Source organism: Microcoleus sp. S13_C3, from assembly GCF_036700905.1.
Classification (GTDB): domain Bacteria; phylum Cyanobacteriota; class Cyanobacteriia; order Cyanobacteriales; family Microcoleaceae; genus Microcoleus.
On record NZ_JAUBPT010000013.1, the window covers coordinates 14,789 to 35,752 of the forward strand.

Consider the following 20,964-nt stretch of genomic DNA (forward strand, 5'->3'; position numbering starts at 1 on the left):
ATATCATTTCCGGTAACACCGGAATGATGTTGACTGTTGACGGTTGACTGTTGAGAGTGAACAGTGAACTCGAATTTAGGAATGAGAATTAAATAAAATCCACTTTTCCTGTTTGTTGTGGGATGGGCGTCCCGCCCGTCCTTTCTGGGCGGGCGGGACGCCCATCCCACAAGAAAAAAGGGAAATTATTTAATTGACGATCCTTACTATTCCGATGCTAACGGATTTGATATCAGCCGATAAACACAGATGAACGCAGATAGAATTGTATCTGCGTTCATCTGTGTTTATCGGCGGTTAAAAAAACTTATATAAAAACTTAAAAAAAGTTCACTGCTTCACGGGAATTTCAATCACAAACTCAGCCCCTTCACCGGGCGCGGAAAAGCACATTAGCTTCCCGCCGTGTTTCTCTACTACAATCTGATAACTGATACTCAACCCTAAACCGGTACCTTGGCCCACAGGTTTTGTAGTAAAGAAAGGGTCAAATATTCGCGATCGTACTTCCTCCGTCATCCCCCGACCATTATCAGCAATATAAATTCTCACCCAGTTTTTGTCGCATACCTCAGTCCGAATCTCAATCTTTCGCTCAAAGATTGGAGATAAAGGATTTTCTAGTTTGGCAGTTGTCTCCGGTCGCCCAACTCCTAACTCCACCGCATCAATTGCATTGCTCAAAATATTCATAAACACCTGATTTAACCCAGAAGCATAACAATTTACCTCCGGCAGTTGACCGTACTTTTTAACTACCTCAATCCCATGTCCCACTGCATCCTTTTTCAACCTGTGCTGCAAAATTAGGAGAGTCGAATCAATCCCGGAGTGAATATCCACTGGTTTCATCTCGGCTTCATCCAGGCGTGAGAAATTCCGCAGCGACAGCACAATATTGCGAACGCGATCGACCCCAACCTGCATTGATTTTAGAATTTTGGGCAAATCTTCTTGAATAAAAGCGAGGTCAATATCTTCTGTTTTAGCAACAATCTCAGGATTAGCATTCGGATAAGACTCCTGGTAAAGCTCAATCAATCCCAGCAAATCCGAGCTATAATCGTTAGCATGGAGAACATTGCCATAAATGAAATTAATCGGATTATTAATTTCGTGAGCAACCCCCGCCACCAACTGCCCCAAAGAAGACATTTTTTCAGTTTGAATTAGTTGAGTCTGCGTCGAGCGTAATTCGGACAAAGTAACTTCCAATTGTGTCGCTTTTTCTCTCAATTGCCCCTCAGACAGTCGCAAAGCATCCTCCGCTAACTTGCGATCCGTAATGTCCTGTACCGTCCCAAATAACTTAATCACCTTACCGCCATCAAAAATAGCTTGCGCCTTAACATAAATATATCTGACAGCTCCATCAGGGCGCAAAATTCTCAATTCCAACTCGCAAGGATTTCCTAACCGACTAATCTGCTCTACGGCTTCTAACCACAACTGTAGGTCATCTGGATGAATTTGCTTCCTGTGTTCTAAAATAGTCGGTTCTGGTAGTTTAGGGTCAAGACCAAAAATTCGGAATACTTCCTCAGACCAAGTTAATTTATCCCCCTCCAAATCAAATTCCCAGTTGCCGAGGTGCGCCAGTTTTTGAGCTTCTTGCAGCTTAGCTTCTTTAGTCTTTAATTCCTGCGTGCGCTCTTCTACTCTCACCTCCAGCGTCCGCGAATAATCCTCCAACTGTTCCTTAGCCTCCGACAAATTAGCAACAAGTACGGCATTTTCTATAGAGATAGCAGCTTGGGAAGAAAGAATTTTTAAAACCTCCAACCTAGTTGGAGAAAACGCTTCAGTAGCTAAATTATTTTCCAGATAAAGGAGGCCTACGAGTTTGCTTTGATTCAGAATAGGAGTACAAAGCGCAGATTTCACTTGCTGCCTTTTAATATAGGGGTCATCTGTAAATAGACCTTCCCTAGCAGCCTGACTTAAAACTACATCAGAGTGCGTTTTTTCAACATAATTAATCATCGTTATTGGCAAAACCTCTGCAGGAGATACTCTAGGGTCTTGTTCAACTGCAACATCCGAAGACTCCACCGATGCCGCTGCTTTAATCCGCAATTTTCCTTTCTTGGGCATCAGGAGAAAACCTTTTTGGGCCCCAGCATTCTCGATCGCCATTTTCATTAACTTTTCTAACAACTTGTCCAACACAATTTCACTAGCTAGTGCTTGAGATGCTTTAACAACAGTTGTCAAATCCAATAAACTGCTGTGACTGCTGCTAGTGCTATAATTAGTGCTAGTAATAGTTCGATCGCCGCTGGGTCTTGCCGCCGATGCAGGGGGTAAAGACATCGGATACTCAGACTCCAAATGTTTTACCTTGGCGGTTGCTCCCCAGTAAATATAGCCGTAGTAAGCATCTATCAGATAACTCTCAGCCACTTTTTTTCGACCGTTAGCTAGATAAAATTCTGCCGCCCGTTCATTTGCTAGCGCTGCTTCGTGGATGTATTCATTCTTCGAGGATCCTGTCACCGCTCGATCGTAATACAGAGCCGCTTTTTCATATTGTCCCAATACTCGCGCTTTCTCTGCCTCTACTAAGTCATATTTGTGCTGATAATTTCCCGGAGAGTTCAAAGCCCAATGCTTCATTTTTTTCTGAAGCGAAGCAACTTTTTTCAAATGTTTTTTCTGTTCGACTTTTGAAGCTGTGGGATACAAAGCTAAGAGCGCTAGGGAATAGTAAAAATTGTGGATGGGAACATACATCGTAGACATCGCCCCCTCAGAATAATTTGATGCTGTCACCGCATTTTCAGCAGATATAGCATAATCTTTAAATATATAATTTAGCCACGTTTTATACAAAAACACTACAAATAATACTAAATAATTTTGACCCTCCCTTAATGCTGGCAGCATAGTTTCTTCATTAAACTTTTCGCCCGTCAATAGGCAAGGATTTTTTGTTTTACCTTGCAAATTTAAGACAACTTGCGCCCCAACTTTTGCTTTATAAATCATAGATTCATTCTGATAATTAACCAACATTTGAATATATTGACTCTGCTTAGTCTCCACAGAATCCAGAGGTTCGCCACTCAAAAATATATAATTGCTGTAAAAACTCGCACAATAACAAGCATTACTGATATCTCCCGTTTCTAGTCCGCTCTGAATACCCTCAAGTAAACCGATAAGACTTTCCCTGACCTGCTCAGACCAGTGACGGATAAAACCATTAAAAGTTAGTGAAACTTGAGAGTTGTGCAAGTTGGTGTGGAATCGTTCTAAAAGTGCCAGGGCTAGTTGACCGTATCGGTATCCAGAATTCATATCACCTAATACTGCACAGTGAATCAGCCCGTAACTTCCATACCCGTGACTAGACAGCGGCGCATTCCCGTACTTAAGAGAAAGAATAACCATCTTAAAGGAGATCAGTGGGAACATATCGGGTGCTGTTACAGAAGCAGCCGGACACATATTCGTTAAAATCCGTATAGCCGCAATTTTATGAATGTCAGTCATTGGTGGCAACTCAGCTAAATCCTCAATCCGTTTGTTTCCCACAGCTAATTTTGTCCGTATTAGCCCCATAAAAATATTTAATTTAGTTGGTTTTTGAGGGAGATAGACTCCCAGCATTTTCAAAGCTTTTAGAGCTATATCTAGCGAAGCTTGGGATTGATTTTGATTGAAGTAGAAACTAACTTTTAGCTCATAAACCTTGACTTTTTCGAGCAAATTTGTGGCGCGTAATATAATAACTTCTGATAACTGGAACGCTAGCTCAAAATCGGTATTTATATAGGACGATTCCAGCGCTTCGGTATGGAGTTCCATTATTAAATCGTAGTGACTCTGCCAAGCTTGTTCTGGTAGAAGTTCTAGACCTACATTAAAATATTTGAGTGCTGCTTCATAGGCGGCAGAACTCTTAGCTTTTTTGCCTGCTATGAGATTAAAGTTAGCTAGTTCATATCGCTGTTCATCATTTGTGATAAATTCCACCCCGATATTGAGTTGGTTGACAATATCAAAGATATTTTCTGCTATTTCCGATGCCGTAGGGGCGGTGCCCCCGTGCCCACCCTGCAATAGCAGGGAGCCGATTTTTAAGTGGGTTTGTTTTTTCTGGGAGTCAGGGATGAGAGAATAGGCGGCTTGCTGTACGCGATCGTGCAAAAACCTGTAATCAATTGAGCGTTGCATAATTGCGGGATGATTTTGATTGTTTTGTGGGATGGGCCTCCCACCCCTCCCGTGTGTTTTCACGATTTCCTCATCAAGCATCGGAATTTTGTAAGCATCGCTCATTGGCAAAATTAAACCAGCTTGAAGTGCATCCCATAAATCAGCCGCCGTTTCAGAACCGGATTTTTCTCTAACAATTGCCAAATTTTCTAAATTAAAACGGTTGCCCATACAAGCCGCTAATTTTAATACTTGCTGCGTCTCCTCCGGCAGTTGTTGAAGATTCCGAGCAACTAATTCAACGACACTGTAATCTGCAATGCCAGCGGCTTCAATTTCCGTGATGTCCCACTGCCATGCACCAACAGGGAAATCAAAAACTAACATTTGTTCTGAGTGAATAGTTGAAAGAAGTTGAGTTATAAAAAATGGATTTCCGCCAGTTTTATTAAAAATTAACTCGCTCAAAAACTTTAACTTTTCAGTTTGATTACCCAAAGTATCGCATACTAGCTCAGTGACGCTGCTCAAATCTAAACATGGGAGGATAATGTGATGCACATCAGCACCAGTCTGTTGAATTTTATCGACAGTTTGAACTAACGGATGAGTCGAATTTACTTCGTTATCTCGATAGGCCCCTATCACTAAAAAATATCGGCTATCCTGGTCAGTAACTAATTCCTGAATCAATTTTAAGGAAGCTAAATCTGCCCACTGCAAATCATCCAGAAATAGAACTAAGGGGTGTTCTGTTTGGGCAAACACCTTCAAGAATTCTTTGAACAATCGATTAAAGCGATTTTGAGATTCTGTCGGCCCCAATTGTGGAACACCAGGCTGCGAACCAATTATTAGTTCGACAGAAGGGACAACATCAATAATAATTTGACCGTTTTGACCTAGCCTCGACAAAAGCTTTTCTTTCCAAATTGCCAACTCGTCTGAGCTTTTTGTTAATAACTGCTGCATCAATGACTCAAAGGCTTGAGTCAGTGCAGCATAAGGAATATCTCGCTTAAATTGGTCAAACTTGCCAGCTATAAAATAACCCCGCTGCCTGACAATTGGTTTGTGAATTTCACTGACAACTGAGGTTTTGCCAATGCCTGAGTAACCGCTTACCAACACCATCTCTGTTTTACCAAAGCTGACTCGCTCGAATGATGCCATCAAATCAGCGACTTCTTGTGTGCGGCCGTAGAGTTTTTGGGTAATCAAAAATTGACCGCATTTGTCAAGTGTCCCTGGAATGAAATTTTCTATTTTGCCAGTAGTTTGTAGCTGAGTTAGACAATTTTCCAGGTCTGCTTTTACTCCAAAGGCACTTTGATATCGGTCTTCCGCATTTTTAGCTAATAGTTTCATGACAAGAGATGAAATTATCTGCGGGACTTCATTGTTTAGTTGATGGGGAGGAACTGGCGTCACCGCAATGTGGCTGTGAATTAATTCTAGCGGGTCGGTTGAATTAAAAGGCAACTCTCCGGTCAGCATTTCATAAAAGGTGATGCCTAGAGAGTACAAGTCAGTTCGGTAGTCGAGGTCTCGGTTCATCCGACCAGTTTGCTCTGGGGATATATAGGCTAGAGTGCCTTCTAGCACGCTGGTATTGCTATTTTGGTGGACTTCTCTAGATAGGCGCGTTGCCATGCTAAAGTCGGTGATTTTTACTTGTTGAAAATCTGGGGTAATGATAATATTTGATGGTTTTATATCTTTATGAATAATCTGGTTTTGATGCACTTCTCCGAGAGTTTGAGCCACTTGAATAGCCAGCGGCAAAAACTTCTGAATTTTAATATTTTTACCCGCGAGATGGTGTCGGAGAGATTGACCGCCGCAATCTTCTAAGATCAGGGCGAAACTGTTTTTATATTTTTCTAAGCTATGGGGTTTGACAATCCCTTCGAGTTGGAGATTCGAGCTAATTTTGTATTCATGTCTCAAACGGGTAATTTCTTCTATTGTGGGGTACTCAGTATTGAGTGTTTTAATAATGACTGACGCTCGATCAGATTCCCTGACTGCGCGATAAATGATGGACTTCACACCAAGTTGAACAACTTCTGTGATTTTGTAACCGGGAAGTGCATTCATGGTTTTTATTCTGTGACGAAGTTTTGGGTTAACATTGCGCTTGATATCGATCGGAGCGCGGGCGGATCGTACTTAAGTATTTTTTGTAAATGGGGTAATTGGGGATACTTTAAAATATCAGTAATTACTCAGGGATTTTTTAGATAGCGTGATGCCTAAACTTTGAAAGTGCCCGGACGGACAGCCGAACATCTGGTTTGAACTCCGACTTAATCATGTACGGTCTGACACCTCACCGAATTGATTGCAATATTGTAACAAATTCTGTGATGCCGATCGCACACATGACAGACTGATCCCTATAACTTCAAGGTTTAGCTCTAGCTTTGAGCCTTGTCACCAAGAAAAAATGGGACGCCCGGGGCTGGAAAACATTGGTTTAGGCGATCGACAATACAATCTAATATGACCTGCATCATAAACAAGCATGATTCAGATCATAGATTGAGAATGATCAACTTGCTACCATGTTGCCATCATCAGGTGCATCCCCATGGAAGAAGTCCTAGCATTGATTGAAAAGAAGAAGCACGAATTTGCTAAATCTGGGCTATTTGAGTTTATGCGAGACAAAAGTATAAACCCAAGACAACGCCTAGCTTTCGCTCCCTGCATTGCTCCTTTCGTGATGAGTTTTGGTGAATTTAACAAGTATGTGTTCCGAGAAGAACCAACCAATGATCCTCTTCAGGTAATAGTTAACAATCATACTTATGAAGACGATCATCACTGGTTGTGGTTTTTGGAAGATTTGGAAACACTGGGTATTAACAAAGCGGTTAAGTTCAGTGATGCTTTAAATTTTCTCTGGAATGAAGAAGCTAAAGCTTCGCGGTGGGTATCACATCAAATTTTTCGCTCCGCTTTTGGGGCCAGTCCGATCGCTAAGTTAGCAATCCTGGAAGTGATAGAAGCAACTGGTAATGTGTTCTTGTCAACGGCAGCACCAATTGCCGAAGAACTGCGAACAATTACTCAAAAGGAGCTTCTTTATTTTGGCTGCTTTCATTTGGAGGTGGAAAACAACCACAGTAAGGATTTACCTCAGCAGAGGCGATTCAGCGAAACAATACAACTGACTATTGAAAGCCGTCAAGAGGCTTTTGAGATAGTTGAGAACTTGTTTGAAGTTTTCACAGAACTGACGGCTGAGCTTCTGGTTTATGCAAAAACGCATAGCTTTGAGCAACCTTTTGCCAAACCTCGCGAGATTTTGCAACCTTTAAAAGCTGCATAGCTTACCCGATGTAAAATTTTCAACTCTTAGAACCAGACAAAATTTATTACTTACAAGGAGACTCATAATGTCAGAAGTTAACAGCAATTCTTCAACTGCGCTCGATGAACTCGCACCGACTCTTATCCATACTTGGACTGAGAAATTGGACATCGCTCATACTTGGACTGAGAATTTGGATATTGCTCATACTTGGACTGAGAATTTAGATATTGCTCATAGTTGGACTGAGAATTTGGATATTTCCCACACTTCTCATATCCCGGAAGAGGAAAAACTAGCCGTCGGATAAAACCTGTTGCAAACAAATTTCAGCCTCGCTCATTCCGACGAGGCTGAACAGTCATACCTTTGTCTCGTCAATTCCCAAAATTAGCATCTACTATCTCTATTGGATATGAGCCATTACGACGTTGTAATTGTGGGCGGCGGTCCCGCTGGGAGCACTGCTGGCACTCTGATAAAGAAATATAATCCCAATCTGAGCGTGCTAATCGTAGAGAAAGAAAAATTCCCTCGCGATCACGTTGGGGAAAGTCAATTGCCTCAAATTAGTGATGTGCTTCAAGAAATGGGATGTTGGGACAAAGTAGAAGCAGCAGACTTCCCAATTAAAATCGGTGCTACCTATCGCTGGGGAACAGATCCGCATCCTTGGGATTTTAATTTTATCAAGCCTGAACAGTTTAAAGATGAGCGGCGTCCTGCTAAATTTGAGGGACAGAGACGGCAAACTGCTTTCCAAGTCGATCGAGCAAAATATGACGAAATTTTGCTGCGTCACGCGGAAGAAATGGGATGCTTAGTAAGAGAAGAAACACCCGTTGTTAAAGTAGATACAGAGGGCGAGCGCATTACCGCCCTGCAACTGCGGCAAGAACAAATAACAGCCCGCTACTACATCGATGCCTCCGGCCACATCGGCGTACTGCGGCGAGTGTTAGGCATTGAAACACACTGCCCGACGCGGTTGCAAAATATCGCTATCTGGGACTACTGGACAAACGCTGAATGGGCCGATGAAATTGGCGTTGGTGGCACCCGCGTACAGGTGATGAGTTTGAGTCACGGGTGGATTTGGTTTATTCCCTTGGGCGCAACTCGCACCAGTATCGGCTTTATTTGCCCTGCGGAACATTACAAGCAAATGAAACAGCGGCCAGAGGAGATATATTCCGAAGCCCTCAACAGCGAAGCCCGCATCAGCAAGTTAATCGCTAATGCTACCAGTACGGGAAAGATTGAAACTACAAAAGATTGGTCATTTTTGGCTGATAAAACAGTTGGAGAAAATTGGTTTTTGGTGGGTGAAGCTGCGGGTTTTGCTGACCCGATTTTAGCGGCGGGCATGACTTTAGCTCATACCGGCGCTCGTGAATTGGCTTACACGATTTTGGCATTAGAGCAGCAGAAACACGACAGCAACTGGCTTAAATCTCAATACGACCACAATCAGCGAAGCAGAGTTAAACAGCACATTCGGTTCGCCGATTACTGGTACGCTGCTAACGGTCAATTCACTGATTTACAAGAACATTCAAGGGAAATTGCGCGGGATTCGGGGTTGAATTTAAGCCCGGAAAAAGCTTTTCAGTGGTTGGCTCAAGGGGGATTTACTAATGATATTTTGGGTCAAGCTGTGATTGCTGGAGTTGAGTTGAGTTCAATTAAGCAGGTGATGCAGCGCTTCTCGCAGCAGGAGGCTCCTTGGCTACTTTCGGCATACAATGTGTTTCAGTTAGATTTATTGGATGCGGAAGTCGAGTTTGTAGCTGTTTATGATGCTGGTCAAATTAGCAAGATCAAGTGTTATGTGAAGAACGGTCAGCGCTTGCCTGTTACAGGTTTATATGGTTTGCTGATTGACATTTTGGGCCGCACTCAGTACATTGAACAAATTTACCGGCAGTTGGTGTTAGTGTTTAAGGAACGTTTTTCTGTGCAACACGCACGAGTTGCACTTCATCAAGCCCTTGGTTGTTTGGAAGTTATGGTGAGTTCTGGTATTGTCAAGGCCGTATTGAACCCGGAGTTGTCTAAATTGAATATTTCCATACCTATGGAAGGCGAGTTAATTCACACTCACAGAGATTAGAAGTGAACTTAGGTCTTTGTGCGATTCTCAAGAACAGGCAAGATGCCTGTTCCACAAAGAGTGAGTTTTCTTCTGGGGTTCTGCGTATTCTGTTCTTAAACAGAAAAAATCAGAAGGTGGAAAATTCCAACTTCTGATTTTTTGTAACTCCCCGGGTAGGATTTGAACCTACGACCAATCGGTTAACAGCCGACCGCTCTGCCACTGAGCTACCGAGGATTGGGTGTTTTTGTTACCCACATTTACTAACAATAGCTGAACTTCCTCGATTTGGCAAGGCCTTTGAGAAACTTTTTTTTTATCAGACAGCGAGCGGGTTTCAGCAGCTAATGCAGCCCCATTCTCAACTTGGCGAGGCGCTGCTGGGATTCTGGATCGAGGGAACTGGCGAGAAAGCGACTGGAATTTTGTTTGCGAGATTTGTGCCGGCGCTCGCTGCGGCGGGCGGTGGATTCTACGTCAGCCGCTAGTTGTTCGGCGGACATCCATTCGGCACCGTAGCCGACTACGGTCAATTGCTGCGCTCGGTCTGAGGTGGCGACAATCATGCGGCCTTTGCCTTTGACCGATCGCAACTCGTAGCGCAAACTAGCACAAGATTTTTCAATATAAGTATCTGCTGTCTGACCGAAGTCAGTGTAGTGCACCGATAAATTTTTAGTAATAATTTCTTTAACGCCGGGAGTATCTCGATAGTGCGCGTCAAACACCAGTCGAGCCTCAAAATCTTGAACGGCGCTGTAGTTAACTAAAACCTCAATCAACTCGCGGCGAGCTGTTTCGAGTTCGTCGCGATCGCGCTTCTCTCGGAGTCGAGGCCAAAGTCCAATTATGTTATAGCCGTCTACAAGTAAAACTGCTTGTGATACATAGAGTGACATGGTTCAAGGCTGAAGAGCTCCAGCACGTATAGGACATTATTTGCATTGTTCATCAAAGCTTTTGTTCAATAATATTACCTATTGATGTGTAATGGCTAGGTTACATCGCAATAATTAAACCCCCCAGAGCCAGCTTTACCTGAGTTTTGGGGGGTTTAATTAACCTATAAATTTTCCGGCTTATTCGCCAGATTCCAGCGATACGGGCGATGGCTTACGCCCCGCTTCGCTACGTACAACTGTCGGCAGGGATATTTTCTCAACAGCAGGAGTACAACCGAGCCACTGCACCGACAACTCGGCAAACTGCTGCGGGGGGCCGCTCACGCAAAAACGAGTCGGTAGCGCAGTACCAGGATTCCGCAGCCCCAAAAGCTCCAATTCTCTGGCAGCAGCAGCCACCACCCGTACCGCAGGATCTATCAATGTCACCCCAGCAGGCAAAAGCGAGCGAAGCACAGGAGCCAACAGCGGATAATGAGTGCAGCCGTAAATCAGCGTATCGATGCGCTGCTGAATCAAAGGAGCCAAATATTCCCGAGCCACCTCACAAGTATAAGGGTCGTGAATCCGGTTTTGCTCCACCAGCGGCACAAAAGCCGGACAGCTAACCTGCCAAACTAGGCAAGAATCGTCCATCTCCAAAATCGCATTTCGATAAGCATTGCTAGCAGCCGTAGCAGGAGTTGCGATGACCCCGATCCGCTTGCCTTGCTGCACCGCAGCCTGCGCCCCCGGCAGAATTACTCCCAGCACCGGGATATCAAATTCAGCCTGCACCATCTCCATCGCCAAAGCAGAACTGGTGTTGCAGGCCATAATGACCATTTTCACATCCTGTTCCACCAACCAGGCCATAATTTCGCGGACAAACTCCACAATTTCCGACGGCGTGCGAGTGCCGTAAGGCAGCCTCGCCGTATCTCCAAAATAAAGTATCGATTCGTTGGGCAATTGTCGGTACAACTGGGTCAAAACAGTCAAACCGCCCACGCCGCTGTCAAAAATACCGATTCTTTGTTGTCCAGAGTCTGTTGTCATTTGTTAATAGTTAGTTATCTGTTGTCTGTTGGCAGTTGGCAGTTGTCAGTTGTCAGTTGTCATTTGTTAATCGTTTGCAGTGGCTAATAACAGATAACCAATAACATTAATCAACAGTCAACAGTCAACAGTCAACAGTCAACTGCCCACTGCCCATTATCTTTGTTGAAGATAAAGTAAAATGCCGCGAGCGATCGAAGCCGCCATTTGACTGCGGTAAGCTGGGTCAGAAAGCCTAGCAGCATCTTCAGCACCCGTCACAAAACCCACCTCCAGCAAAACAGAAGGCATAGAAGTCTTCCTCAAAACATAAAATCTCGCCTGTCGCACTCGGCGGTCAGTCGCCCCCGTCCCCTGCAAAATACTGCCGTGAATCACCCGCGCCAAATCTTCGCCGCTACCGAAATAATAAGTCTCAATCCCGCTAATATCCGGCCGACTCATATTAATCGCATTAGCGTGAATGCTGACAAACAAAGTAGCATTCACCCGTTCCGCCAAAGAAACTCTGGGCTCCAGGTCGATTTCGCTGTCATCAGTCCGAGTCATCACCACCTGCACCCCTTGCTGTTCCAGCAGCCTCGCCACCTGAAAAGAGATATCCAAAACAATCTCCTTTTCCTGAATGCCCTGAATCCCGACTGCCCCCGGATCGCGGCCGCCGTGGCCCGGATCGATCGCTACTACGGCGCGGCGGTTAGAAGCTTGGGGCAACTCATCGGTTCCGAAAGTCCTTCTCGGCAAAGGCTGCAAATTGGGAGTGCGAGTCAAAGGCTGCGCGCTAGCATTCGATCGCAACTGCAAAGACAGCAACTGCGGGTTTGGTCTCGTCACCCTGCCTACCTCTACCCCCGATCGCGGCTGCACCCAAATCACCACAGTCTCCGCATCTTCTTGGCTGGCAGTAAACGATACAGGACTGTTGGCATCGAGCTGAGGAATTTCTCCCGTCAGGACACTAGAGGCGATCCTGATCCAGTAAGCTCTCGACCCCTGATCCCACCCGCTGGTATAGGAGACTTGGCGGTCAGTTCTCACCACCAGTTGCGTGCCGTTACTGGCTAAATCAATTGACTGAACTCTCGCTAAATTTCCTTGAGATTGTCTCGCCGGAGGGTCTACAGTCAGGCGGCGGGGAACCGAGGGCTGTCTTACACTTCCAGGCAATAGCACAACCCCGCCCAAATTGCTCACAGACGCCCGCCACTGAGTATTAGAATTCTTCATCCGCAAAGTCACGCGGGTAACGGGCGGGTCTGTTGGCAGTTGCCGGACTTCAATCTTGTCAACCCCGTGCTGGCCGTTCGTTTGAGGCTGTTGGCTGCTTAGACCTGGCGCTAAACTCGCTCCTTCAATATCGAGGGTGGCGATGTCCCCAGCCCGACTTTGTTCAAAATTAATTTGGGGGCGACCGCCAGCAGTGCGGACTAAAAAACCGTCCGCCGTCACCTGAACGTTCTGAACTACAGTCGCCTCGCCTGACTGGGCTTGGGATGCTGAAGGTTCAACCGATAACCTTTCTCCCCCTGGCTCTGAAATCGGATTTTGAGTTTCTCCCCGCACCGGCGTTGGCAAATCCACTGTCCACTCGCTCGGAGAAATTCCCCGGAATTTTACTTGCTGAGGGTCTATAGTAAACCCGTCTCTGATCTCGACCACAATTCTGGTCGTATCGTTGTCAAACTGCCCTACCCGCACCGATTCGATCGCCCCTGAGAGCGGTTTGCTGACCGATGGACGGCCCAGACTCGTCCCCGGCAAGTCGATTACCAACCGCATCGGGTTGAAAATCAGTTGAGCCTTGGGTTGTACTCCCCCCTCTGTTGTAATGTAAAGCCGGTTCTCTGAAGCATCAAACCGCCAAGATTGCAGTCTAGCTGCTTCGGCGGCTCCGGCGAGCAAAAATACACTTAAGAAACTCGGTAGTAGCCAGTGGAATTTCACGACAGTTTTTTCCTCGTTTGCGTTACTGCCAAAAGCTGGAAGGGCGCTGCTTGCCCTCAGAGGCTTTCAGCAGTTAGCCGCCAGCAGACCGGGGGCACGGGGGCCGTCAGTTGTTGGCTAAATTGACTTTTTTATGCGTTAACAGGCTCCCAAATGCCAGATCCCGGCATTTTTGAACTTTCCCGTATACTTGGGGGCGATCGGTTATAAGCAGACTGAAAGATTGTTGGCACAAGGGAAGGTATTTATTTTTAGGAGCAAGAAACAAGGTGTTTCTTGAAGTTAGAAGGTACAAGTTAGAAGGTACAAGTTAGAAGGTAGAATTTTACCGTTCTTCCAGGGAGGGGTTTCATAGCTTTTTAATGTTGGCGAAGCTCGTTACGGCAAGGGTTATAATCCGCTTTACACTTGCGTTTTGTTCTAACTTTTCCTAAACTACCTCAATAACTTAACAACTTACCTGGGGAATAATCCGGATTTCCCAGATTTAGGTAACTTTTCAAGGCCACCAAATGTTAGTTCCAGACCAACTAACATATTCTTTGGGAAAAGCTTTTTTGCTACTTTTTTGCTAACAGATTGACAGTTGAATAGAACTACATATCACCCCTGCTCTCTTTTTTTCTGGATTTTTTAGTCAGGGATTTTCGGTGCTGCTTGAAACTTAGTAGGGCGATCGCGATCGCGCCCGCCAATTTTACACTATGATAGCTAGTCCATGTTTTCAGCAGTAATTGGAGAGTTTTGTGTGTTACTTGGGTCGGCAATGCTTTGTACTTTAGACTCTTTTTGAGTATACGATCGACACGCAGAGCATTGGTTGGTTGACCTGAGAAAAAGTTTTGACCGTAGATATAGTAGTTATCGCAGTTGTAAAGTTTGTTGGACAGCAAAGACAATCGATCGGCTTCTGGGTAAAACCTGTGATTTGGTTTAATGACTTGCCTTTCGACTAACTGCATAACTTGGATCTGTACTACCAGTTAGAGAAGATACACTATCTTGGTGATTGTGTCAATCTCTGAGCTTCTCAAAGAAGCAACCATCAATAACAGTAGATACATGACATCACAGAAAGACGGAGACTTACTTTGCTCCATGAGTCGTCCACCTAAAATGCGACAAGGGGGCGGACGCTATAACCGAGGCGGATATATCGAGCTCCGCGAGTACCGCCAACGGATTAGCGTCTGGGAAATTGTCGCCAATAAATAAGTTGCCCGACAGGGCATCCTTGTTTTTAGGACTAATATTCATAGCCATCAGCCTTATGAATAGTTGTCAGATGTTTTGGATGCACGTCAAAACATTTGTCTCTTGCGGTTAGCTTAAAACTTGGTCTAAACCGAATTGCAATTCTGCCTGTGTAGCTTCCTGCATATTTTCCAGTGAGGACGTTAGCTTTCACCAAGTCCCCAGTTTGAAAACCCATGAAGAACTTTTGGGCCGGTGCATGACGAATGGGGTTGAACTCAGCGGGTTTGTCACCTCCCCCGCTGGTCTTCAAAACCGTGCTTGAAAGATTTCCCTTCACACGGCTCCTCAACTGTGGACGCTTTGTCATAGCAAGCCTCTTGCCGTTATTCAGGTTTAGGGGGGAGTGTGGCATTTGCCTATCTCCTCTTTGGGGGCTAGATATAAAACGGAAATTCATCTATCAATACTCCGTAGATTCCAACCTGCCGTTGTTTCCCTTCAGCGTGATTTCTCTCATATGTGTAGTTACCGTGTATCTGGTCGTGACAGATTGTGTGTACAAGTTCAAGGTTTCCCCATGAATTGTTTTTGTGATTTTTGTCCTTATGGTGGACTTCCGTATCCAGTACATCGGTGATGTATAACCCACAATGAATACATCTTTGTCTTTGTTGCTTGAGCAGAATTGATTTGCGTTTAGGCAACTCAGGATGCTCTCCAGTTCTTGCAGCCCAGTAAGCTATATCACCGTCGTAGGGGCTTTTTTCGCCTTTGACCTTCACATACTCGTCTTTAGTACCAGGACTGATGACTTTCGTGTCGGAATATTTGTATAGCGTTGCCCCTGTTTTTGTGTCGGTGAATTCCCAGCCTTCCCCTCTGTTTATGGCCCAGTAGCGTCCCGCTATCCAGGTTTTGTTCTTGTTGGAGTGGCGACGTTTTGCCCATCGCCTTAGTCTTTGGTACATCAGGTGGTCTAGCGTATGGAATGTTTTTGAGCTATTGACTGTCCTGTAGTAGTTCGCCCATCCCCGAACAACGGAGTTGAGTTCTTCTATTAGTCTTGCCTGGGGTTTAGCTTTTGCTTTACCCTCCAACATTAAGTTATGGAGTTTGTCCAGGTGAGCCTGTACCTTATCTTTGGCTGGGGTGATTAATGTATTGAAATTAAAGCCAAGTCTTTTGATTTTGTCTTTTGTCCGGGACTGGTGTTTACCAACTTCGTATTGCTGGAGATGAAATCCCAAGAAGTTGAATCCCGTCTCATACTCTTTTCCTCCATCGAGAGTATGTGTAATTTTAGTCTTTTCTGGCTTTAGTTCCAAACCCATGCCTTGAAGCCAATCAGCAACTACTTTTTGGGCTTTTTGGATAGTTTTTAAATCAACGCGCAAGAATCACAAAGTCATCGGCATATCTGATTAATCGAACAGTATTACTTGTGTACCGTTTTCTTTTTCCTTGTGGGGAGATATAGTATCCTCCGCCAAAGGCTTGATTAATCTGGTTTTCCATGCCGTGAAGGGCAACGTTAGCCAGTAGGGGGGAAATTACGCCCCCTTGTGGAGTTCCCTCTATGGTGTCGAAGTATTTCATTCCATCCAAGACTCCACACCGCAACCAGGCTTTGATTTGCCTACGAAAATGCGGCATGGTATTTAATTTTGTCAGTAGTGCTTCATGATTTATGCGGTCGAAACACTTAGCGATATCGGCATCTAATACCCATTTGGGCATCTTTTGGATACTGCTGTTAATAGCATCAATCGCATCAAGGCATGAGCGTCCTTTCCTAAACCCATAACTATTTGGCTCGAAGCGAGCCTCCCATTCTGGGTCAAGAGCTAGTTCCACTAGCTTCTGCTTCGCTCTGTCTCTCATGACGGGTATACCAAGGGGGCGTTTCTCATCTCGACCGGGTTTGTCTATCCAAACTCTTCGCGTCGGCATTGCCTTACCATCTATTCGCAGGTTCTTAGCAAGTTCCAATCTCTGACGTGGGGATAACGCTTTCACCCCATCGACGCCAGCGGTTTTCTTGCCTTTGTTCTCCTGCGTGACCCGTCTGACAGCCAGAAGCTTGGCAGCTCTGGACTTAATCATTAGCTTCTGTAACTTCCGAACTTGAGGAGTTTCACCACGCTGCGAGGCTGTGTAGATGCGCTTTTGTAGCTTATAAACCTTACGTTCCAGCTTGCGCCAGGGAATATTCTTCCACTCGTTAGGCTTACCATCCGTACTCTGGTTTTCACATTTTTGGTTACTTGCCTTCATCTCACGGTATATGTACTACTACTTGTACCTCTACATCTTCCAAACAGTCGGGCTTCTGTCTGCATATCCTTGGGCTTTCCCCGAGGCGTTCGCTTCTGAAGCCATCCCATTCCCCTGCCTCATGCGGCTGACTACCTGCTCAGAGTATCGACCTACCCTGAGAGATGACAGGGGACTTAATTCGTTCCTGATTGACCTAATTGCGTCGGGGGTGGGTTCTCACACTCCTCCGGGGTTAGTATAGTTATCTGGTTGATAACTTACGTGAACGCTTTCTGGTGACGGATTTAATTCACCAGCCACATTTCCCCATTGTCTTTTTGACGGCTGCGGTCGTAGCTGTTGGCTACTCTCTCCTCATTTCCGCAGCTTCAAATTAACGAAGGTTTCAAGTGAGTTTACTGAACGTTAACCCGTCCCAACTTAGCTAGCCAGATTACCCTCTGAGGTAAGGTTTGTCTGTCGTTTCTCCCCCCTGCTGATTTCCAGATTTTGATAGTCAGTCGCCATCCTGGGGGAGATGCTTCAACCTAAGCGTCAAGGCGGTAGGAATTGCCCTTGTTAGGGCTCACCTACAGGTCAATCAAGTTGTCAAGGTTCTGTTCCAACCAATACGAGAGGCTGGTTTTCCTTGCCCCTAGTTCGTTTCAGGCTGCATAGCCTTCCACTTTGTAGGGAACGAATCGCACGAACCCAAATCTGTCGGTTCCGCAGCGCTGTCTTCTTCCGTGTCCCTTAGCCTTAATTAGCAAAGGTTTCACGCTATTTAGCAGTAGTCTTTCGGGAGTTGATTCCCCGACACAAGCTGCATCAGTCCAATGCTGTTTTTCTATTCCCCTGGTTTGGCGGTTGAATTTTGTTCGTCCCCCTGAACCCAATTCCACGGGCAGTCCGGTTAACTGTAGTCTTCTGTATAGCTCCCAACGAGTAGCATTGACGGCTGCTGCATCCAGTAGAGGTGTCTTGGCTTGGGCTAGTATCCGCTGAAGGATTTCAGGTTTTTTCTTGAGAAATTCTTCAACGGGTTTACTTCCCTTGGCTTGGTTGCAGGAATGGCAACTAAGACACAGATTGCTGACCCGATTACTTCCTCCCTTAGACTTGGCGAGAATATGCTCAACCTCGAAAGGAACATTTGTCGCACCGCAATAAGCGCACTTCCTATTCCATTTTTGCAGTAAATATTCCTTAATTTCAAAACCGAATAATTCGCCCCTTTGATATTCGATTCCAGAAATTTCAGGATTCTGGAACTGTTGTAAATCGAAACGCACCAATTCTTGAGAAATGGCGGTAACGGGACAGACCTTTCTGATTCGCCTAACCCAGGTTTCAATATTGGCAACACGGCTATCAAGAGATGGTGGAAACCATCCTGTTTTACGGGTTCTGTTTAAAAAACGGGGTTGGCGGTAACGGGTCTTTCTGTTGCGACGCCCTCTTCTGAGCGTTCTGCGAGATTCGAGAGTATCTTTAATTTGTTGCCCTCGGTGAGCAATTTCTAATGCGTTCGTGACGCGACCTGTTTGCTCTTGAACCACGGCAATACCCGTAGTTTTACTACCTGGGTCAATTTTGATTCGGTGACAGTGAGTTACCGAATCTTCGAGAATTTTATCCTGTAAAACAATGGTAAACGGATAGCGTTTAAAAACCTTAGCCCTCCCTTTTTTCAATAGTTCTCTTGCCCGTGCCCGGTGGCATGGGTCAAGAGGTTTCAAGTTTTTATCTAGGACAAATGTACGCATTACTGCATCACTCAATTTCTTGGTTAAGTTTGCCTCGACGATGTTAAGACTCGGTACTGTCTGAGCAACACTGGCTTTCCCTTAATCACCTGTTTAATTGCTCGGTTGTAGAGCTTGAAACTGGCACGCATTTCAAGGTACGAAGTTTAACGCTTGGTCTTAACGCCTGCTAGTCAAGAACTAGCCGTCTGGTCAACAGGCTTTTTCAAGCCCACACCAGACCCTTCGGGTTGGTGTGCGGTAGTTGACGGCCCCATGTCTAATCAACAGTGCTGCAATTCGCTCTCGCCCATAGGTGCAAAATTCCGGCTCATCCAGTTCAAAATTGCTTGATTTACTTGTTCCGGGCATTCATCCTGGGGACAGTGGCCGGCATTGTCTAATTCAACTAGCTCTACACAATGGGGATTGCATTCGACAAATTGGTGGGGGCGGGCGAACCGAGGGGGAATCATCCGGTCTTGTTTGCCCCAAATTAACAGCATGGGGATTGTTAGATTTCGCATCACTGTCTTGACACTGGGGCAAAATTTTGAACTGCCTACAGCTTTAAATAAAGCGCAGAAGGCGCGGGCTGCTCCCCGATCGCCCGCAGGCCCTGCTAGAATTTCCACTAATTCGTCGGTAACAGCTTCGGGGTTGGAGTAGGCAAAGGAAACCCAGCGGCGGACAAAGGAAGGCTTGCGAGCAAAATAAAACAGAGGCCTCAGTACGATCGGAGAAACAAACAAACTTTCAACCGCTTCGATCGCCGGAAGCAGCCATCCTGGCACCGCCTCGGCTCGCACAGAGGGGTCTGGGAGGCTAATCATCACCGTGCCGGCCACCATGTCCGGGTGAGCTGCGGCTACGGCCAGACAAATTAGCGAGCCGATCGAGTTTCCTGCCAATATTACTGGCTCTCTGATAAAAGTTAGCCAAAAATCATAAACTTGATCGACCCACAGAGACACAGAGTAGTCGATCGGAGCTTTTTGGGAAGCGCCAAACCCTAACAAATCCAAGGCGTAAACCGTTTGGTTTTCGGCTAGTTGGGCGAGATTTTGTCGCCAGTGACCGATCGAAGCTCCAAACCCGTGCAGTAAAATAATCGGCGTTCCCGATGCGCGCGGGGCCATTGGTTCGGCCGCAGAATCTTGAAATTCCAGCGCGCCTTGATTTCGTACCCCATCGGGCCGCAAATAAGTGTAGCGAGTTTGCCAACCCCGCCACATCCAGTCTCGTTGAGTTCCCACCCGTTGGTGCCACAGCAGAGAATTTGTCAATTTTGCCTCAGATCGCAACATAAATTTACACTTCTTATACCTATTCTACAAGGCACATCAGGCGACTTGGGTGACTTGCCAGACGGGGCGAGATGGGCTAGGAAAAGCGGTTTTACCTCATCCTTAAGCTTTTACCCTGAATTTTTGACGGTTTTGTCATCGATCGGGCAAGGGGGCGGGCGATCCTGTGTGAAGTTAAAATAAAACTAGGCAGAAACTCAGCCAGAGTGAGTAGAATAGCAAGTATTGTAAGAATTCATTTACGATCAGTCCAAATATTCCCCAAGGCTTTAGCGGAGGGGACATAGGGCGCGGTAGTACGTCCGGTAAGGGTAACACCTTATAAAACAGTTCGATCGTCAATCGTGAAAAATTGAGCGTTCAAACCTGTAACTATCAATAAGCTTCGCTATTAAACTACTGCTTGTAAAACCATTCATGCCTGTGATTGAAAGAAGACAAAATCGCAACCTACCCCAGATCAACGAAAATATTCGATACCCCAAAATCCGGGTAATCGATACCGACGGCGCGCAACTAGGGATATTGACGCCTGCAGAAGCGCTGCGCCTCGCAGAAGAAAAAGAACTCGATCTCGTACTTGTCAGCGACAAAGCTGACCCGCCCGTATGCCGGGTAATGGACTATGGGAAGTACAAATTCGAGCAGGAAAAGAAAGCGCGAGAAGCAAAGCGGAAGCAGCACACTGCCGATGTTAAAGAAGTGAAGATGCGCTACAAAATTGAAGAACACGACTACCAAGTGCGCCTCAAACTAGCAGACCGCTTTATCAAATCTGGGGACAAAGTAAAAGCCACGATCATGTTCAGAGGTCGGGAAATCCAACACAGCAACCTAGCAGAGGACTTGCTTAAGCGCATGGCCACAGATTTGCAGGAAATCGCAGAAGTGCAGCAAGCCCCCAAAAAAGAAGGACGCAGTATGATGATGCTGCTGTCGCCAAAGAAAGTATAAATAGATAGTCATTAGTAAGCAGTCATCAGTCATAAGCTGGTGACTG

Annotated in this window: 15 protein-coding genes and 1 tRNA gene; 5 read left to right on the forward strand and 11 right to left on the reverse strand. The window is 45.6% G+C overall.

Annotated features, from left to right (window positions below):
• Positions 1-330: 330 nt before the first annotated feature.
• Positions 331-6,261: an AAA family ATPase gene (locus QUA16_RS05840; RefSeq protein WP_333103437.1), complete on the reverse strand. Its 5,931-nt coding sequence runs from the start codon at positions 6,259-6,261 to the stop codon at positions 331-333.
• Positions 6,262-6,754: 493 nt separating this feature from the next.
• On the opposite strand from QUA16_RS05840, the gene QUA16_RS05845 reads away from it, so the two are divergent.
• From QUA16_RS05845 to QUA16_RS05855, 3 genes are all read left to right on the forward strand, one after another.
• Positions 6,755-7,498, forward strand: a complete 744-nt coding sequence (locus QUA16_RS05845) for a hypothetical protein (protein ID WP_333103436.1) — start codon at positions 6,755-6,757, stop codon at positions 7,496-7,498.
• Between the two features lie 67 nt (positions 7,499-7,565).
• Positions 7,566-7,790, forward strand: coding sequence for a hypothetical protein (locus QUA16_RS05850; protein WP_333103435.1), 225 nt, complete (start codon positions 7,566-7,568; stop codon positions 7,788-7,790).
• 105 nt (positions 7,791-7,895) lie between these two features.
• Positions 7,896-9,593: an NAD(P)/FAD-dependent oxidoreductase gene (locus QUA16_RS05855; RefSeq protein ID WP_333103434.1), complete on the forward strand. Its 1,698-nt coding sequence runs from the start codon at positions 7,896-7,898 to the stop codon at positions 9,591-9,593.
• A gap of 147 nt (positions 9,594-9,740) precedes the next feature.
• Here the strand turns inward: QUA16_RS05855 and QUA16_RS05860 are convergent.
• The 5 genes from QUA16_RS05860 to QUA16_RS05880 form a co-directional block, all read right to left on the reverse strand.
• Positions 9,741-9,812: transfer RNA gene (locus QUA16_RS05860), tRNA-Asn, on the reverse strand.
• Positions 9,813-9,919: 107 nt separating this feature from the next.
• Positions 9,920-10,474 (reverse strand): NYN domain-containing protein, encoded by a 555-nt coding sequence (locus QUA16_RS05865; RefSeq protein WP_015176151.1) that lies wholly within the window; start codon positions 10,472-10,474, stop codon positions 9,920-9,922.
• A gap of 180 nt (positions 10,475-10,654) precedes the next feature.
• Positions 10,655-11,515: a glutamate racemase gene (gene murI / locus QUA16_RS05870; RefSeq protein ID WP_333103433.1), complete on the reverse strand. Its 861-nt coding sequence runs from the start codon at positions 11,513-11,515 to the stop codon at positions 10,655-10,657.
• Between the two features lie 156 nt (positions 11,516-11,671).
• Entirely contained in the window at positions 11,672-13,459 is a 1,788-nt protein-coding gene (locus tag QUA16_RS05875) for an N-acetylmuramoyl-L-alanine amidase (RefSeq protein WP_333103431.1), read from the reverse strand.
• A gap of 596 nt (positions 13,460-14,055) precedes the next feature.
• Positions 14,056-14,421, reverse strand: a complete 366-nt coding sequence (locus QUA16_RS05880) for a hypothetical protein (protein ID WP_333103430.1) — start codon at positions 14,419-14,421, stop codon at positions 14,056-14,058.
• Positions 14,422-14,470: 49 nt separating this feature from the next.
• Here QUA16_RS05880 and QUA16_RS05885 point away from each other — a divergent pair, with 49 nt between their 5' ends.
• On the forward strand, positions 14,471-14,674 hold the full coding sequence (locus QUA16_RS05885) for a hypothetical protein (protein ID WP_333056096.1): 204 nt from the start codon (positions 14,471-14,473) through the stop codon (positions 14,672-14,674).
• Positions 14,675-14,705: 31 nt separating this feature from the next.
• On the opposite strand, the gene QUA16_RS05890 is transcribed toward QUA16_RS05885, so the two are convergent.
• From QUA16_RS05890 to QUA16_RS05910, 5 genes are all read right to left on the reverse strand, one after another.
• Positions 14,706-15,023, reverse strand: coding sequence for a hypothetical protein (locus QUA16_RS05890; RefSeq protein WP_445252147.1), 318 nt, complete (start codon positions 15,021-15,023; stop codon positions 14,706-14,708).
• A gap of 67 nt (positions 15,024-15,090) precedes the next feature.
• A complete protein-coding gene (locus tag QUA16_RS05895; RefSeq protein ID WP_333103428.1) occupies positions 15,091-16,050 on the reverse strand; it encodes a group II intron maturase-specific domain-containing protein in 960 nt (319 codons plus the stop codon).
• The gene (locus QUA16_RS05900; RefSeq protein ID WP_333103427.1) at positions 16,040-16,930 is read right to left on the reverse strand and encodes a reverse transcriptase N-terminal domain-containing protein; all 891 of its coding nucleotides are present in this window, start codon (positions 16,928-16,930) and stop codon (positions 16,040-16,042) included. Before QUA16_RS05900 ends, QUA16_RS05895 begins: the two co-directional genes overlap by 11 nt.
• 647 nt (positions 16,931-17,577) lie before the next feature.
• Positions 17,578-18,678: an RNA-guided endonuclease IscB gene (gene iscB / locus QUA16_RS05905; protein ID WP_333103426.1), complete on the reverse strand. Its 1,101-nt coding sequence runs from the start codon at positions 18,676-18,678 to the stop codon at positions 17,578-17,580.
• 263 nt (positions 18,679-18,941) lie between these two features.
• Positions 18,942-19,964 (reverse strand): alpha/beta fold hydrolase, encoded by a 1,023-nt coding sequence (locus QUA16_RS05910; RefSeq protein WP_333103425.1) that lies wholly within the window; start codon positions 19,962-19,964, stop codon positions 18,942-18,944.
• Between the two features lie 417 nt (positions 19,965-20,381).
• On the opposite strand from QUA16_RS05910, the gene infC reads away from it, so the two are divergent.
• Positions 20,382-20,918, forward strand: coding sequence for a translation initiation factor IF-3 (infC, locus tag QUA16_RS05915; RefSeq protein ID WP_006635262.1), 537 nt, complete (start codon positions 20,382-20,384; stop codon positions 20,916-20,918).
• Positions 20,919-20,964: the final 46 nt, after the last annotated feature.